The organism is Arthrobacter sp. P4_F10, assembly GCF_056401435.1.
Window position 1 is genome coordinate 16,876 of sequence record NZ_JBFUJJ010000001.1, and the last position, 14,777, is coordinate 31,652.

Annotated in this window: 12 protein-coding genes and 2 tRNA genes; 6 read left to right on the forward strand and 8 right to left on the reverse strand. The window is 66.6% G+C overall.

What is annotated here, in order from left to right; genetic code table 11:
- The first annotated feature begins 299 nt into the window (after positions 1-299).
- The gene (locus AC1DR1_RS00085) at positions 300-695 is read left to right on the forward strand and encodes a helix-turn-helix domain-containing protein (RefSeq protein WP_364745430.1); all 396 of its coding nucleotides are present in this window, start codon (positions 300-302) and stop codon (positions 693-695) included.
- A 251-nt stretch (positions 696-946) separates the two neighbouring features.
- Here AC1DR1_RS00085 and AC1DR1_RS00090 read toward each other — a convergent pair whose 3' ends face one another.
- The 6 genes from AC1DR1_RS00090 to AC1DR1_RS00115 all read right to left on the reverse strand — a co-directional run bounded on the left by AC1DR1_RS00090 (position 947) and on the right by AC1DR1_RS00115 (position 6,937).
- Complete coding sequence (locus tag AC1DR1_RS00090) at positions 947-1,414, reverse strand: hypothetical protein (RefSeq protein ID WP_476991960.1); 468 nt, start codon at positions 1,412-1,414, stop codon at positions 947-949.
- Positions 1,384-2,301, reverse strand: a complete 918-nt coding sequence (locus tag AC1DR1_RS00095) for a lipocalin-like domain-containing protein (RefSeq protein ID WP_476991961.1) — start codon at positions 2,299-2,301, stop codon at positions 1,384-1,386. The genes AC1DR1_RS00090 and AC1DR1_RS00095 overlap by 31 nt, the downstream gene beginning before the upstream one ends.
- Before the next feature lie 1,034 nt (positions 2,302-3,335).
- Positions 3,336-3,409 (reverse strand) — tRNA-Met (locus tag AC1DR1_RS00100).
- A gap of 62 nt (positions 3,410-3,471) precedes the next feature.
- A tRNA-Thr gene (locus AC1DR1_RS00105) sits at positions 3,472-3,543 on the reverse strand.
- A gap of 233 nt (positions 3,544-3,776) precedes the next feature.
- Positions 3,777-5,894, reverse strand: coding sequence for a DEAD/DEAH box helicase (locus AC1DR1_RS00110; RefSeq protein ID WP_229992483.1), 2,118 nt, complete (start codon positions 5,892-5,894; stop codon positions 3,777-3,779).
- Positions 5,895-6,283: 389 nt separating this feature from the next.
- Positions 6,284-6,937: an MOSC domain-containing protein gene (locus AC1DR1_RS00115; RefSeq protein WP_229992482.1), complete on the reverse strand. Its 654-nt coding sequence runs from the start codon at positions 6,935-6,937 to the stop codon at positions 6,284-6,286.
- A 190-nt stretch (positions 6,938-7,127) separates the two neighbouring features.
- On the opposite strand from AC1DR1_RS00115, the gene AC1DR1_RS00120 reads away from it, so the two are divergent.
- The 5 genes from AC1DR1_RS00120 (at position 7,128) to AC1DR1_RS00140 (ending at position 12,460) form a co-directional block, all read left to right on the forward strand.
- The gene (locus AC1DR1_RS00120; RefSeq protein ID WP_229992481.1) at positions 7,128-7,739 is read left to right on the forward strand and encodes a Tat pathway signal protein; all 612 of its coding nucleotides are present in this window, start codon (positions 7,128-7,130) and stop codon (positions 7,737-7,739) included.
- A gap of 2 nt (positions 7,740-7,741) precedes the next feature.
- Positions 7,742-8,962, forward strand: a complete 1,221-nt coding sequence (locus AC1DR1_RS00125) for a glutathionylspermidine synthase family protein (protein WP_229992480.1) — start codon at positions 7,742-7,744, stop codon at positions 8,960-8,962.
- Positions 8,959-10,500: an APC family permease gene (locus tag AC1DR1_RS00130; protein WP_229992479.1), complete on the forward strand. Its 1,542-nt coding sequence runs from the start codon at positions 8,959-8,961 to the stop codon at positions 10,498-10,500. The genes AC1DR1_RS00125 and AC1DR1_RS00130 overlap by 4 nt, the downstream gene beginning before the upstream one ends.
- Positions 10,501-10,509: 9 nt before the next feature.
- Positions 10,510-11,709 (forward strand): acyl-CoA dehydrogenase family protein, encoded by a 1,200-nt coding sequence (locus AC1DR1_RS00135; RefSeq protein ID WP_229992478.1) that lies wholly within the window; start codon positions 10,510-10,512, stop codon positions 11,707-11,709.
- Between the two features lie 268 nt (positions 11,710-11,977).
- A complete protein-coding gene (locus AC1DR1_RS00140; RefSeq protein WP_229992477.1) occupies positions 11,978-12,460 on the forward strand; it encodes an Hpt domain-containing protein in 483 nt (160 codons plus the stop codon).
- A gap of 70 nt (positions 12,461-12,530) precedes the next feature.
- On the opposite strand, the gene AC1DR1_RS00145 is transcribed toward AC1DR1_RS00140, so the two are convergent.
- Together AC1DR1_RS00145 and AC1DR1_RS00150 are read right to left on the reverse strand one after the other, a co-directional pair.
- Positions 12,531-13,292 carry an SDR family oxidoreductase gene (locus tag AC1DR1_RS00145; protein WP_476991962.1) on the reverse strand — a complete coding sequence of 254 codons (762 nt, stop codon included), beginning with the start codon at positions 13,290-13,292 and terminating at the stop codon, positions 12,531-12,533.
- Between the two features lie 73 nt (positions 13,293-13,365).
- Complete coding sequence (locus tag AC1DR1_RS00150; protein WP_476991963.1) at positions 13,366-14,718, reverse strand: glycosyltransferase 87 family protein; 1,353 nt, start codon at positions 14,716-14,718, stop codon at positions 13,366-13,368.
- Positions 14,719-14,777: the final 59 nt, after the last annotated feature.

Here is a 14,777-nt window from a genome sequence, read left to right on the forward strand (position 1 = left end):
TTCGGCAATGTTTGCGCAGGTCAGGGCCCCGGGATCTCGGTATCACGCGATTTGGGTCACGCGACATTTGCTGGCACAGCGGATACTCCTGCAGGAACGGAGCCAGCCTCTCCTGCATGGCCTTGAAATTCCATCCGTACATATATAGCGCTGTTTCCTGAGGTCCTTGCCAGTGACTGCTCACGATCCCCAACCCCTCCAGCAATCGACCGCATTCTCGTAGACATGATTGGAGTCGCAGTCCCGATACACATCGTCTGGAAGGTCGGTGCCGTTGAGGTAGAGGGCCAATCCTTCATGTGCGCCGAAATCGATTCGACGGTCTTGGTCTGACACGTACAGGGTGGAACCTTGGGCGCGAGCATTGTGGCAAGGGTTCCGGATACGGCATCGACCGTCACATCGGACAGTTCGTCAATTTCGATATCGCACTCAGTAACCTCACCGTTGGCCGCCATTTGGGTTCCCCCGCCAACGACGCGGATTCCGAACGAGACCTGCTCCGGGAACGCACCAATGTTGGGCTTGCAGCGGCGCGTGCACGCGGCCGCAACGGAGGCCGACCCAAACTATTGGACAGCGCCAAGGTCAGCAGGGCGAAGCAGTTGCACGCGGCTGGCGTCAGGAGCCCCCGAGAGACCGCGGACGCGGTAGGCGTCTCGGTTGCTACGCTGTACCGCCACCTAGCCAAGTGAAGCCCTGACACGAGAAAGCCCCCGGTTTATGCCGGGGGCTTTCTCGTACACGGGCAACGGTGTCGGTGAAGTAGCATGCCCGTGGGCCGCAGGCGCACCATCCGACCCGCCGCCTGCCAACGAGGCCAGGACCCCATCGGGACGCGCACGTGACAGGCCCCTTCTTGCAGCGATGACGGTTCCGCCCGGCGGGCGGGCTTTCGACAACTTCGTTGATGCTAACGCCGCGACGAGCGAGGCGGCCGCAGTCGCTACCCGGGAACTGCACCCTCGTACAGGGTGAGCTGGTTGCCCTGCTCCGCGAAGGCGTGGCCGACAATCGGCCCGTCGACCGAGCCGGTACGGACCCACATCGCGGCTTCGACAAAGCTATATGGATTGCTCCCGTAGGGCGGATAGCCCCAGGGCATCTCGTAGTTGTCGAAGACGTTCGTGAGGTACCAGGTCCCGAAGGTGCTGGTCAGTTGTACCTGAGTGGCGATGTTGCGCCCGCTCACCGGTGATTTCCAGGTCTTCAACGCTTTCCACTCCGCGTTGTTCCCCACGTGGAAGGTAAGGCTGCCCTCCGGTGTGCCGTTGGGCGTCCCAAACGAGTTGCGGCCGATCTCCAGAATCGGCTGGAGGGGAGCCGATCCGTTGGGCGCGCCGTACCACTGGCGCCAGGTGAAAACGGTGCCATCGTTGAACGTCAGCGCCCCCAGGTATACGCAGTCGTCCACGGCTCCTTCCCGGAGTTGTAGTTCCCCCACTGGTGCTCAAACCAGATCGTGCCTGTGAGATGGCGGGTCTTACCGCCGATGGTGACGGTGCCCTTGCTGCTCGAAATCGGACCGGTGTAGTAGTAGGACAGTGAGTACAGGTTGGCCGGATCCAGGTTCTGCCCGTTCCAGGGGATGTTCTGATTCTCAAAGCCGGCAAGCCCTACCGGCATGTAGCCGTATGGTGACTGGGCCGTGTTCTCCATGTCCATGGCGAGGGGTGAGTTCCCGTTGTTTGCGGCAACACCCGTGAACTGGAAGCGCCACGTGTCCGGCTCGGCACGGTACACCGTGGTGAATTCCACGTTCTCGCCCTTGGCGTTGTACTGGAAGTCGTCCGGCGAGGTCGAGTCCGGCGGCCGTGTCGCCTGCAATGAGCCAACAGCAGTCGGCTGGTGTGACCAGACCAACTCCTGCTTGGCGAAGTCCCCGAACGAGAAGCTGACGCCTTGCTGCCACAGCGAGGGCCCCCCGGGAGCACTCGGGTTGTTCGTGATGTTGTAGAAAATGCCGAACTCTTCCCCGGTGTCGTCATCGGTGAAGAAGCCGGTCCAGTAGTGCCACTCCTGGACCTGGCCGGTGTCGAAGATTCCGCCCGTGTGCCATTTGTGGTCCTGCGGCAGGAGGTACAGGGCATGGCCGGAGACTTCCTGGAACGGGCCAGGCTCCCCGGGGGCTGCCGCGCTTGCCCGAGGAGCGACACCCGCCAACAGACCCGCCGTGGCGGCCATAGCCAGACCCGATCCCAAGACCCTGCGACGGTCGATTCCTGTTCCTGACGCGCGGGCGACGTCCGCACTTCCGCCCTCGATCACCGGGCGATGGTTCTGCTCTTTACTCTCATACATGGCTAAACCTCCTGGGGAAACCCCCACGGGCCTTCGTAGTCCGCGGTCGACTAATCGCGGATCCGTCGCGGGTCCGCGGCGCTGGTTGGCCGATCCGAACGCCGCGCATCAAGCGCTCCAAACGAGAGAATGCGGCTCCGGCCATCCGGTTCGAGCATTTCCCGCGAAACTTGGTGCGGCTACTGAACGGCCGCCGTTCACCATCCCGTACCGGCCTGCGATTGTGGTCAACGTCGGGATGAACACTTAGGAATCCAAGACTCAATCCTGCCTGGTGCGGCCGGGACCGGTACGGCCACGTTCGCAACCGTCACGTCAAGGTTCGCCCCGACCACCATCAATCCAGTAACACCTGCGGCGGCGCGCGGGCCGGCGCTTCGCGATTCACGTCGACCTCGGCCACGCCACGCTTCCACATGGCAACCTCCCGGGAAACCGTCAGCTCGAAGCATGCTCGGATCCCCCTCATCCAGCATTACGCCGGATGATATTGCAGGGCAAGACCCGCAAATTTCGAGTGGACCAGCTCAGCACAGATCAGGCGTCTCCGACCCGGGAGCTCATCGGCCCGGTGCGTGCTTTGGGTGCCGGATGCCGGATGCCGGATGCCGGATGCCGGATGCCGGATGCCGGAGACATTTTGCGGGATCTGGCCGACAATGACCGCGCCTCCGGGGTCGTCCTGAACGACGGACGTCCCGTCATGACCGATGCGAGGGAAACCGCAGCGCAGATCGCCCGCCCAAAGTTGTATTACGCCGCCAGTCGGCCCGTGACATGCCAACTCAGCCTTCCAACAGACAAGCCCGACGCTCAAGGGACGCCAGCCCCGTCCACTGACCTCGGTGGACCCCAGCGCCGCTCCATATAATTGTTGACCCGCCCTTGCACCCGTCCGGCGTATCCATTTTGTATCCATCGGTGAGAGAAGATGGTGGCTTTCTGGAGAAAGGGAGAGAAATCCCCATATCCGGCAGAGACTCCGGAAGACAGAAAGACCCCCGGAATCTCAAGGATTCCGGGGGTCTTGCCTGTAGCGGTGGGGAGGCTCGATCTCCCGACCTCACGATTATGAGTCGTGCGCTCTAACCAACTGAGCTACACCGCCATAAATGAGGAAAACCTGCGCTAAGCCGGTCAAAAACCGCCTTGACACAGGCCCTCATCCAGAGCCCCCCACCGGAATCGATCCGGTGACCTCGTTCTTACCAAGAACGCGCTCTACCACTGAGCTAGGGGGGCAACGAGTAAATACTCTACCGGAAGATTCGCCCACCAACAAATCGGCGGCCGGACGGCGTCGGACGGGCCGAAACCGACGGAAATCCGGGCTCCCAGCACGGTCCTGAGAGCCTAAAACGGCACCCCGGACCGGTCGGCCGCCGCGGCTGTGACGAAGCGAACACGGGGCGGAATGCTTAAAGCAAGAACGGGCCGGCTCAGGGAGCCGGCCCGTTCTCAGATAGTGCTAGTGGTTACCACTTGTTGCGGGGCTTGAAGCCGCCTTCGGTGCGAGGCTTGCGGGTGTCGGCACCGAAGGTGCGCTGCTCGGAGCGCTCGCTGAAGGAGCGGCCGCCACGGTCAGCGGAGGACCGCTCGCCGTCGCCCTTGCGGAATTCGCGCTTGAAGCCGCCGTTGCCCTTGAAGTTGCCGCTGCCACCGGAGTAGCCACCACGGTCCCCGCCGCGGTCGCCGCCACGGTTGCCCTGGTAGGAGCCGCGGTCCCCGGAGGGCTTGCGGCCGTTGTCGAGCTCGAGGTGGATCAGCTCGCCGCCGATCCGGGTGCGGGACAGGGCCTTCAGCTGATCGGCGCTGAGGTCCGCCGGGAGCTCCACGAGGGAGTGATCCGAGCGGATGTCGATGCCGCCGATCTGGGCCGAGGAGATGCCGCCTTCATTGGCAATGGCGCCAACGATGGAACCCGGCATGACGCGCTGGCGGCGTCCGACGGCGATCCGGTAGGTGGCGTTGCCCTCGGTCAGGGTGCGGGTCGGGCCGCGTGAGCCGAAGCCGTCCTTGGAGCGCTCGCGCTTCTGGAACTCGGGCGCTGCCGGCAGTTCCTTGACCAGGAGCGGCTGTCCGCCCTGGGCCATGACGGCCAGTGCGGCGGCGATCTCCGAGGCCGGCACGTTGTGCTCTTCCTCGTAGGAGGAGATGAGGTCGCGGAACGCGGCTACGTCCTCGGACTCGAGGGTCTCCGTGATGCGCTCGGCGAACTTGCCCAGGCGCAGCGTGTTGACGGTCTCGGCCGTGGGCAGGTGCATCTGCTCCACCGGCTGGCGGGTTGCCTTCTCGATGGAACGCAGCAGGTACTTCTCGCGCGGCGTCATGAACAGGATCGCGTCGCCGGAACGGCCTGCGCGGCCGGTGCGGCCGATGCGGTGGACGTAGGACTCGGTGTCGTGCGGGATGTCGTAGTTGACCACGTGGCTGACGCGCTCGACGTCCAGGCCGCGGGCGGCGACGTCGGTGGCGACAAGGATGTCGATCTTGCCGTCGCGCAGGGCCTCGACCGTGCGCTCACGCTGCTGCTGCGGGATGTCGCCGTTGATGGCGGCAGCCTGGAATCCGCGGGAGCGCAGCTTGTCGGCGAGGTCCTCGGTGGCCATCTTGGTCCGCACGAAGGCGATGACGCCCTCGAACTCTTCGACCTCGAGGATGCGGGTCAGCGCGTCGAGCTTGTGCGGGCCCATGACCTGCAGGTAGCGCTGGCGGGTGTTGGCGCCCGTGGTGGTCTTGGACTTGACCTGCACCTCGGCCGGGTTGTTCAGGTACTGCTTGGAGAGCCGGCGGATCTGGCTCGGCATCGTGGCGGAGAACAGCGCAACCTGGCGGCCCGCGGGGGTCTGCTGGAAGATCTGCTCCACGTCTTCGGCGAAGCCCATGCGGAGCATCTCGTCGGCCTCATCCAGCACGAGGTACTGGAGTTCGGACAGATCGAGGGAACCCTTGGAGATGTGGTCGATGACACGGCCGGGGGTACCGACGACAACCTGGGCGCCGCGGCGCAGGCCGGCGAGCTGGGGGCCGTAGGCGGAGCCGCCGTACACCGGGAGGACGGTGAAGTCGTCGATGTGCTTGGCGTAGGAGGTGAAGGCCTCGGCAACCTGGAGGGCGAGCTCGCGGGTGGGAGCCAGCACCAGGGCCTGGGTCTTGCGGGAGGGGCCGTTGAGGTCGTGGAGCTCGGCCAGACGGGACAGTGCCGGTACTGCGAAAGCTGCAGTCTTACCGGTACCGGTCTGGGCCAGGCCCACGACGTCGCGGCCTTCGAGCAGCAGCGGGATGGTTGCTGCCTGGATCGGGGACGGCTTCTCGTAGCCGACGTCCTGCAGGGCAGCGAGGACACGGCCGTCGATGCCGAGGTCTACGAACTTGACGCCTTCTTCCTCGGCGTCCTCATCCTTGGCCGGGGCGGAAGTGGCCTCGGTCTTGGTGTCAGCCTGCGGGGCAGCCTCGGCGGCCGGTGCTACAAAGTTCGCAGGAGCCTCGGTGAATTCCGGGGCGGAGCCGGCTGCGGGTGCAGCCGTTTCAGAAGTCTCGACGTCGCTCTGAACGGTTTCGGTGTCGACGGAGTTGTTCTGATTTTCGGGCATAGGTGAAATTTCCTCATCCATAGGGGCCAAGCGGCACAACCCGAGGTGAGCGGAGCCGCAGTACGCGTGACACGAATTGCCGGGCGTACGTTGACCGGCGGGTCACATAGAAGTCCGGCGCTTTCGCAATCCCGTGGCAGGACTTCCCGCTGCATCTCTTGGCTGCTATCCCAGCAGTCTGTACAGCGTTTTCTTTTGCCGGCTCTCCCTATGAAAATGCCCGCATCACATTTGCGGGCCCCAACACTTGCCAGTCCTGCCTCAAGAATTGGGCAGGAATAAGGGATTTCCGGAGTGGGGGATATTTCAAGTGTAGGGCATGGATCAGAACAGTGGAAATTGAGAGGCCGACGGCGGACGGTGAGCTTGCGCACACCGGCGCACCAGTCCTAGACCCCGAGGCGGCGCTGCAGCTGCTCGAAGCCCTGGTGGTACTCGGGCTGCAGGCGGATCTGGCCGTCGGCGTCGGCGTCGCGCAGGGCCTCCATGTCCTCCAGGGTGGGATCGGTGAACCACTTGGCGATCGTCACCCCGTGCGCGGGGACAAAGAGCCGGTGGATGTGGTTCCCGGCTTCGATGTTGCCGGTCCGGACCACCCGGAGGTAGGTGCCCACCCGGCCCGCCTCGGTGAACCGCTTGACCCAGTGCGGCTCGCCCATCCGGCGCTGGAAGGTGGCGCAGGGGATGCGCGGGGAGGTGACCTCCACCTCGACGTCCAGTCCGATCTTCCAGCGTTCGCCGATCACGGCGTTGGAGGCGTTGAGGCCCGTGATCCGCAGGTTTTCGCCGAAGGTGCCCGGCGGCAGGTCCCGCCCGAGCTCGCCGGCCCAGTAGTCGGCGTCGTCCTGCGAATACGCGTAGAGTGCCTGGTCCTCGCCGCCGTGATGGATCCTGCTGGCCTGGACATCACCGCGCAGGCCGAGCTTGTGGACCCGCACCGGACCGTCCACGGGGCGCTTGTCGATCGCGGTGACCCCGACGCTGCCGGGATCATCGAGCAGCTGGTGAACCCTGCAGACAGCAAGCACAGATGCGGTTTCCATGGCACCAGTGTAGGCCTGCGCACGGCCGGGCACCGGACTCGGCTCGGGCACGCTGGCCCGGCCGGCACCGCAGACACGTGGAGCCCATCCATCGTCCGGGATCCGGAGGCCGGTTAGGCTGGCGTCGGGAAACGCACGCAAGCCTTCCGCGGGACAAACACGTCCCGCGGCCATACGTGAGGGGACGCATTTGGGCCGCAACGACGAGCACCCGGATAAGCACCCGGATAAGCAACGGCAGGACCGGAAGCAGCCTCCGTGGCAGGTTCCACAGCCCGAGCTGCGGCCCGAGCTGCAGAACCAGTCCGGCCAGCCCGCGCCGCCGGGGCTTCCGGCAGACACCGCTGCCCCCGGCGCCGTCTTTGACCCCTTCGCCCGGGAACGCGAGCGCGAACTGGCGAGCGCGGCCGCGCGGAGGAAACGCTCGCAGCGCCGCACCGTCGTCGTCGGGCTGGGCGTCACGGCGCTCCTGGCCGGCACTATCACCGCCATGGTGGCCAGCAACGAGGACGAGGCCGACTACGCCCAGGTGTGTTTCAACGACGGCACCGGCGAGCGCGTCGAGGACGCCCAGTGCAATAACAGCAGCACAGACGGCCGCAGCTCCGGCGTCTATGCCTGGTACTTCTACTCCCGCGGCGCCAGCGTGCCCGGGGTGGGCCAGAACCGGTCAGGCTACCCCAGCTACAGCAGGACTGTTCCCACCGGGGCCAAGGCGTCCACGGGATACAGCCGCACGGGCGGCACGGTCAGCAGGGGCGGCTTTGGCGGCAGCGCCAAGGGCGGAAGCACGGGAGGCTAGGGATGATACGACTGGGATCCGTGCCGAGGCCGGACTGGAAAGAGCACATCGAATCACAAGGCCTCGTCTTCTCCACCACCGCCCTGCCCGACGGCACGAACGTCGAGTACTGGCACGAGGGCGCCTACTACGAATTCACCATGGACGAAGTGGAGACTCTCGAACAGACGGCGGAGGACATGCACCGCATGTGCCTCGAGGCCGCAAAGTTCCTGGCCACCGGCGCCATGGGCGGGATCGGGATCGGGCCGCAGGCACTGGAGCTCGCGGCCGAATCGCTGCAGGCCGGCGATGTGGACGTCTACGGCCGCTTCGACTTCGTCTACGACGGCCGGGGTGGGCCGGCCAAGATGCTCGAATACAACGCCGACACCCCCACCGGGCTCATCGAGGCAGCCGTCGCCCAGTGGTTTTGGCTGCAGGACGTCTTTCCCGAAAAGGACCAGTGGAACGGCATCCATGAAGCCCTCATCAGGCAGTGGAAGAGAGTGCAGTACCGCACCGGCATGAGCACGCTCCACATCGCCCATTCCGAGGAGGAACAATCCGGCGAGGACTGGATGACGGCAGCCTATATGCGGGACGTCGCGGGCCAGGCCGGCTGGACCACGATCGGGATCAACATGTCCGACATCGGCTGGGACCCGAACCTCAACCGCTTCGTGGACCTGGACAACTTCATGATCAGCACCATGTTCAAGCTCTACCCCTGGGAACTGATGATGACGGAGCCGTTCGGGCACCGGCTGCTCCAGCGCGCCCACAATCCGCGCTGGGTGGAGCCCGCCTGGAAGATGCTCCTGTCCAACAAGGCCCTGCTCGCGGCGCTATGGCACCTGTACCCGGACCACCCCAACCTGCTACCGGCCTATCTCGACGGCCCGGGACCGCTCAAGGAGTGGGTGGCCAAGCCGCTGCACGGCCGCGAAGGGGACAACATCAAGATCCACGCCGCCGGCATCGACCTGGAACAGCCCGGCGACTATGGCCGGGAAGGCTGGTGTTACCAGCAGTTCCACGCCCTTCCCGATTTCGACGGCAACCGCCCGGTGCTCGGGCTCTGGGTGGTCGACGGCGAATCAGTCGGCTGTGGCATCCGCGAATCGGACGGGCCCATCACGGACTACTTCTGCCGCTTCGTTCCCAACACAATTGACGCGCCGGCCCCGCCGGTTCCGACCTCGAACCAGGCCCACTCCAGCAAGGCAGGTATCGCCCTATGAGCACCGAGACGACGACGGCCGGCGGCCCCGGGGCCCCCGCGGCAGTTCCCGCCAAGGGACTGCGGGCCGGGATCCTGGACCTCGGAGACTCCGTGATGCTGGGGTTGGCCTCCACCGCGCCGGTCTATTCGCTCGCGGCGACCCTGGGCCTGATCGTGGCGGTCAACGGCAATTACACTCCATTAATCCTGCTGCTGGGCTTCGTGCCCGTGCTCTTCATCGCCTTCGCCTTCCGTGAGCTCAACAGCGCCATGCCGGACTGCGGGACCACCTTCATCTGGGCCCGCCGGGCCTTCGGTCCATGGGCCGGCTGGCTGGGCGGGTGGGGCGTTGCCCTGGCGGGCGTCGTGGTCCTGGCCAACCTCGCACAGGTCGCCGGGCAGTACCTGTGGCTGCTGATCGGCGACGGTTCCCTGGCCGGGAACAGCCTGGTGGTCACCGCCACCGGCGTGCTGTTCATCGTGTTCATGACCCTGGTGAACTACCGCGGCATACGCCTCGGGGAACATGTCCAGCGGGTCCTGACCTACGTGCAGTACCTCTCGCTGGGCATCTTCGCCGTGGCGATTATTTTCAGGATCACGGGCGGAGTTCCCGGCGGGGCCGCAACCGGTCAGGCGTTCGATTTTGAGTGGTTCAACCCCGCCGGCGCCTTCGCCGATCCCGGCGCGGTGGTGCATGGTGCCCTGCTGGCACTGTTCATCTACTGGGGCTGGGACACCTGCCTCGCGGTGAACGAGGAGACCGAGAACCCCGGCACCACCCCCGGCCGCGGCGCCGTCATTTCGGCGCTTGTCCTCGTCGTAATCTACGTCTCCGTGGCCCTCCTGGTGATGATGTACGCCACAGTGGGCACGGACGGGATCGGGCTGGCCAACGAGGCCAACCAGAACGACGTCTTCCTCGCCATGAAGGACGTGGTGCTGGGCCCCTGGGGCTGGCTGATCGTCGTCGCCGTCCTGGCATCGGTGCTGTCCTCGACCCAGACCACCATCCTCCCTACCGCCCGCGGTACATTGTCCATGGGCGTGCACGGCGCCTTGCCTCCCAGGTTCGGCGAGGTCCACCCGCGCAATCAGACGCCGGGATATTCCACCCAGGTCATGGGCGCCGCGGCCGTTGCCTACTACGTCCTGATGAGCCTGGTGAGCGAGAACCTGCTCGCCGACTCGATCAGTTCAATCAGCTTGTTCATCGCTTTCTATTACGCCCTGACCGGCTTTGCCTGCGTCTGGTACTTCCGCGCGACCCTGCGCGGCTCGGCCCGGAACTTCTGGTTCCGCGGCGTCATGCCCCTGCTCGGCGCTTTCATGCTGACTGCGGCATTCTTCGTCTCGGCGGTGCAGATGTGGGATCCGGACTACGGTGATACGCAGATCTTCGGCGTCGGCGGGGCCTTCGTCAGCGGCGTGCTGCTCCTGGTACTGGGCGTGGCGCTGGCCGCCGTCTGCCGTTTCGCGCCGTCCACGCGGGGCTATTTCCTGCGGCACCAGCCCGCCGCGGCACGGACTCAGCCCGAGAGTACGGTGCGGCCGTAGGATGCTGGCATGAGCAACGAAGCTGGCATTCCCCACGATTCCGACGTTTCCGATGTCCTGGCGATCGATTCCCTGCTGAGCGCGGAGGAGCGCACCGTGCGCGAGCGCGTCCGCGATTTCACGAACCAGCGGATCCGTCCCGATATCGCCGGCTGGTACGAGGACGCCGTGTTCCCCCTGGAACTCGCCCCGGAACTTGGCGAGCTCGGCGTGCTTGGCATGCACCTGGAGGGCTACGGCTGCCCCGGCCGCTCCGCCGTCGAATATGGCCTCGCGGCCATGGAACTCGAGGCCGGCGATTCCGGCGTCCGCACGTTCGTCTCAGTGCAGGGCTCCCTCGCCATGACAGCCATCCACAAGTGGGGCTCCGAGGACCAAAAGCAGGAGTGGCTCCCCCGGATGGCCGCCGGCGAGCTGATCGGCGCGTTTGCCCTAACCGAGCCCACAGCCGGATCGGATCCGGCATCCATGACCACCTTTGCCCGCCCCGACGGGACCGGCAGCGACGCCGGCTGGATCTTGGACGGCGCCAAACGCTGGATCGGGCTCGCGTCCGTGGCGGATGTGCTGGTGGTGTGGGCCATGACCGACGACGGCGTGCGCGGATTCCTCGTCCCGGCCGGCACCGCGGGCGTCACCGCGACGCCGATCGGGCAGAAGCTTTCGATGCGCGCCTCCATCCAGTGCGACATCACGTTCGACGCCGTCCGGCTGGGCCCGGAGGCGCTGCTGCCGGCGGCGCGGGGGCTGCGGGGCCCCTTCTCCTGCCTGAACGAGGCCCGGTACGGGATCGCGTGGGGTGCGATGGGCGCCGCCCGGGATTCCTACGAGGCCGCCCTGGCCTATGCCCAGGAGCGGCTGCAGTTCGGCAAGCCGCTGGCCGGATACCAACTGACGCAGGAGAAGCTCGTGAACATGCTCCTGGAAATCCAGAAGGGCACCCTGCTGGCCCTGCACCTGGGCCGGCTCAAGGACGCCGGCACGCTGCGTCCGGAGCAAATCTCGCTCGGCAAGCTGAACAACGTGCGGGAAGCGATCGCTATTGCCCGGGAGGCGCGCACCATCCTGGGCGGCAACGGCATCACGCTGGACCATTCCCCGCTGCGGCACGCCGCCAACCTGGAATCCGTCCGCACCTACGAGGGCACCGACGAGGTCCACACCCTGATCCTGGGCCAGCACATCACGGGTCTGCCCGCCTTCCGCTGAGCCCGAGGGGGCCCGCGCCCGCAGGGTTCCTTGACCGGGGGCCCACACAGGCTGGGCCATCCGGCGACGAAGAACTGGACCGTGCGGCCGCCTGGATCCCGCGAAGACGATCCCTGTCGTGCGATACGTATGAGGCCAGTGATACAAGTGGTGACTGCTGAGTTTCCGCGTAGCCAGCACTCGTGTTCTCCCTGGGGCGCATTCGTAGAGTGGTGCCATCGCAACCGATCCGACGGGTCGGCACAGGATACCGGGTGAGGGGGACATCATGGGTCTCAGGGCCAAGTCAGGCGCGTGGACGCTCGGCGTCTTTCCGGCACGTCACGCCGCGAGCAGGGCGGACGTGAACGACCAGGATTTTTCCAGCGCTGACCAGGGACCCCGCAAGTACCGTGCCCGCATCGCCACGGCACGCGTTCTGGACAGCAACCGACTTCAAGAGAGCGCAGGAACACCCCAATCCTGGAGGTTCCACGACTTCGTCAGTACATCCCAGCTCATGCTTCCCCACCGCGTCGAAAAGGTCCACCGAGCCTTGACCGTCGGGGACTGGGAGGAGGCGCGCCTCGCCGCCCATAGTCTGTCCTGGTCCGCATCCATGGCCGGTGCCTGCCGGCTCCAACTCATAGCCGAGCTCATTGATGCCGACCTCCAGTCCGGGCGCAACGCCCGTGCACGCGAGACGGCCTGCCTCCTCCAAAGCGCCGCCACCGAACTGGCAACAGCCCTCGCCCTGCTGACCGCCGACTGACCGGATCCGGGGCGACCGCCGGATACCCGCATCAGCGTCCGCTGACGCGCCAGGCTGCCGGGGGGCAGGCTCAGGCGGAGAAGCCGCCGTCGGCCTTGACCAGCTGCCCGGACATCCAGCGACCCTCGGGCGAGAGCAGGAACGCGACGGTGCCGGCCACGTCTGCCGGGGTGCCCAGCCGGCCGCCGGGCTGCCGCCGGGCCAGGTCGCCACGGAGCGGCTCGCCCATCCAGCCGGTGTCCACCGGTCCCGGGTTGAGTACGTTGGAACTGATCCCGAGCGGGCCAAGTTCCCGGGCCGCTGCGATCACGATCCGGTCCAGGGCGCCCTTTGATGCCCCGTAGGGCAGGTTGAACGCGGTGTGGTCACTGGTCAGCGCCACGATGGCCCCGCCGTCGGGACCGGCCTGCCGGGCGAAGGCGGCAATCAGCTGCCAGCTGGCCCGGGTGTTGACCGCGAAGTGCCGGTCGAAGCTCGCCAGGGACGTGTCCAGGATGCCGGAGTCCACGGATTCGGCATGGCTGAGCACGAGTGCCTGCAGGGTTCCGGCCTCGGCCGCAGCGGCGGCCATCAGCCGGTCCACGGCGTCCGGGTCCTGGAAATCCGCCGACAGCGCCACGACGGCGGCGCCGATCGCCTGCAGCTCCGCGGTGAGGCGTTCGACGTCGTCCGGCTGGACTCCCCACGGCATCCGGGCGTCGTAGTCCTGCCAGTACGTCAGTACGAGGTCCCAGCCGTCCGCGGCGAGGCGGCGCGCGATGCCGGCGCCGATTCCGGCGAGCCGGCCGGCGCCGGTGACAAGGGCAGTCTTACGGGGTGACGAAGAGCTCATGCCGGACAGCCTAGCGGCGGCCGGACGTGCCGCACCTGCTAGATCCCGCCTTCCGAAGGTCCCCGGGCGGCAGTTACGAGGAGACCGCGGGGGCGCGGAGGTCCCGTCCGGCGGCGGGCACGGCATCAAAATCGAGCCCCGGTGCCACCGAATCCCGCCGCAGGGCTACAAGCCAGCACACCAGCATGGCCACGGCGCAGAAGACGCCGGCACTGGAGGCCATGATCCACAGGCCGGGCGTCTGGACATCGAGGTTTTCCGCGCCCAGGGCTGTGCCAATGGTCTTGGGCGAGAACAGGAACACCATGATCGAGGTGCCCAGCACGCCGCCCATGGTCCAGCGCATTCCTGCGTAGCGGTGGGGGGTTTCCCGCAGGGTCCAGGCGAACGCCGGAAAGACGGCCGCGACCCACACCCAGTGGTGGGACCACGAGACCGGGCTGATCAGCAGCATGGTGAGGGCCGTCGCCGACACGGCCACGACGCGGGCGCCCTGATCGCTGGCGGCTTTGATCACTGCGGCGCCGACGGCCACAACCATCAGGCTCAGCACCAGCCACGGCACAGTGACGTGCGCCTCCGGGACACCGAAGTGCAGCAGGGCACCTTTGAGGGACAGGTTGTCCACATAGCCCGCTCCCCCCATCCGGGACGTGTCCGGCAGCATCTGGAGCCAGAACTGCAGGGATTCGGCGGGACGCAGCAGCCAGCCGACCAGCACGGTGGCGGTGAAGCCAGCGGCCATATTGCCCAGTCCGCGCCAGTCCCTGCGGACCAGGTAGTACAGCCCGAAGACCAGCGGCGTCAGCTTGATGCCGGCGGCGACGCCCACCAGGAAGCCGCTGCCGGGGAAGCCGCGGGTCCAGCGATGGTTGCGGGCCAGCAGGTCCACCGCGATCAGGCCCATCAGCAGCGCGTTGATTTGGCCGAACACCAGGGTCTCGCGCCAGGGACCCAGGTTCAGCACCGCCAGGACCAGGACGGCGGCGGCCCAGCCGTTGCCCGGAATCCGGAAGGTGGCGCGCCAGGAGGCTTTCGCGTTCCAGTACCGGACCGCGCGGACCGCGGTCAGGATCGCCACCCCGGCGCCGGCGGCGTTGAACAGGGTCAGCGCTGCCGCCTGCGGCAGCCGGGCCAAAAGGCTGAAGAGGATGGCGGCGAACGGCGGGTAGGTAAACATGAGCGTCGGTCCACCGGCCCAGTCCACGTTGCCCGCATACAGGTCTGAAGGCGCCGCGCCGGCGTCGTTGAGGATTTTGCCGCCGTACCAGTACACGCTGAAGTCCAGGCCCTGCTTGGCCCAGGCACCGAGCGAGATCCAGATGAAGTAGCCCACCGCGGCGATGGCCAGGATGACGGAGAGCCGGAGCAGCTGCCGGGCGGGTGTGCGCCGCGCCGGGCTGCGGTCTGAATCGGGCACTGACATGAATTCCCCCATCGGGCTGCTGGTGTAGACGCTGGCCGTTTGGGCGGTTCCGTCCAGGG

Excerpts from the sequence above, each read along its gene's own strand:
- AC1DR1_RS00095 (WP_476991961.1), bottom strand. The coding sequence starts at position 2,301 with ATGTATGAGAGTAAAGAGCAGAACCATCGCCCGGTGATCGAGGGCGGA.
- AC1DR1_RS00110 (WP_229992483.1), bottom strand. The coding sequence starts at position 5,894 with ATGCCCGAAAATCAGAACAACTCCGTCGACACCGAAACCGTTCAGAGC.
- AC1DR1_RS00115 (WP_229992482.1), bottom strand. The coding sequence starts at position 6,937 with ATGGAAACCGCATCTGTGCTTGCTGTCTGCAGGGTTCACCAGCTGCTC.
- AC1DR1_RS00125 (WP_229992480.1), top strand. The coding sequence starts at position 7,742 with ATGATACGACTGGGATCCGTGCCGAGGCCGGACTGGAAAGAGCACATC.
- AC1DR1_RS00130 (WP_229992479.1), top strand. The coding sequence starts at position 8,959 with ATGAGCACCGAGACGACGACGGCCGGCGGCCCCGGGGCCCCCGCGGCA.
- AC1DR1_RS00135 (WP_229992478.1), top strand. The coding sequence starts at position 10,510 with ATGAGCAACGAAGCTGGCATTCCCCACGATTCCGACGTTTCCGATGTC.
- AC1DR1_RS00140 (WP_229992477.1), top strand. The coding sequence starts at position 11,978 with ATGGGTCTCAGGGCCAAGTCAGGCGCGTGGACGCTCGGCGTCTTTCCG.
- AC1DR1_RS00145 (WP_476991962.1), bottom strand. The coding sequence starts at position 13,292 with ATGAGCTCTTCGTCACCCCGTAAGACTGCCCTTGTCACCGGCGCCGGC.
- AC1DR1_RS00150 (WP_476991963.1), bottom strand. The coding sequence starts at position 14,718 with ATGTCAGTGCCCGATTCAGACCGCAGCCCGGCGCGGCGCACACCCGCC.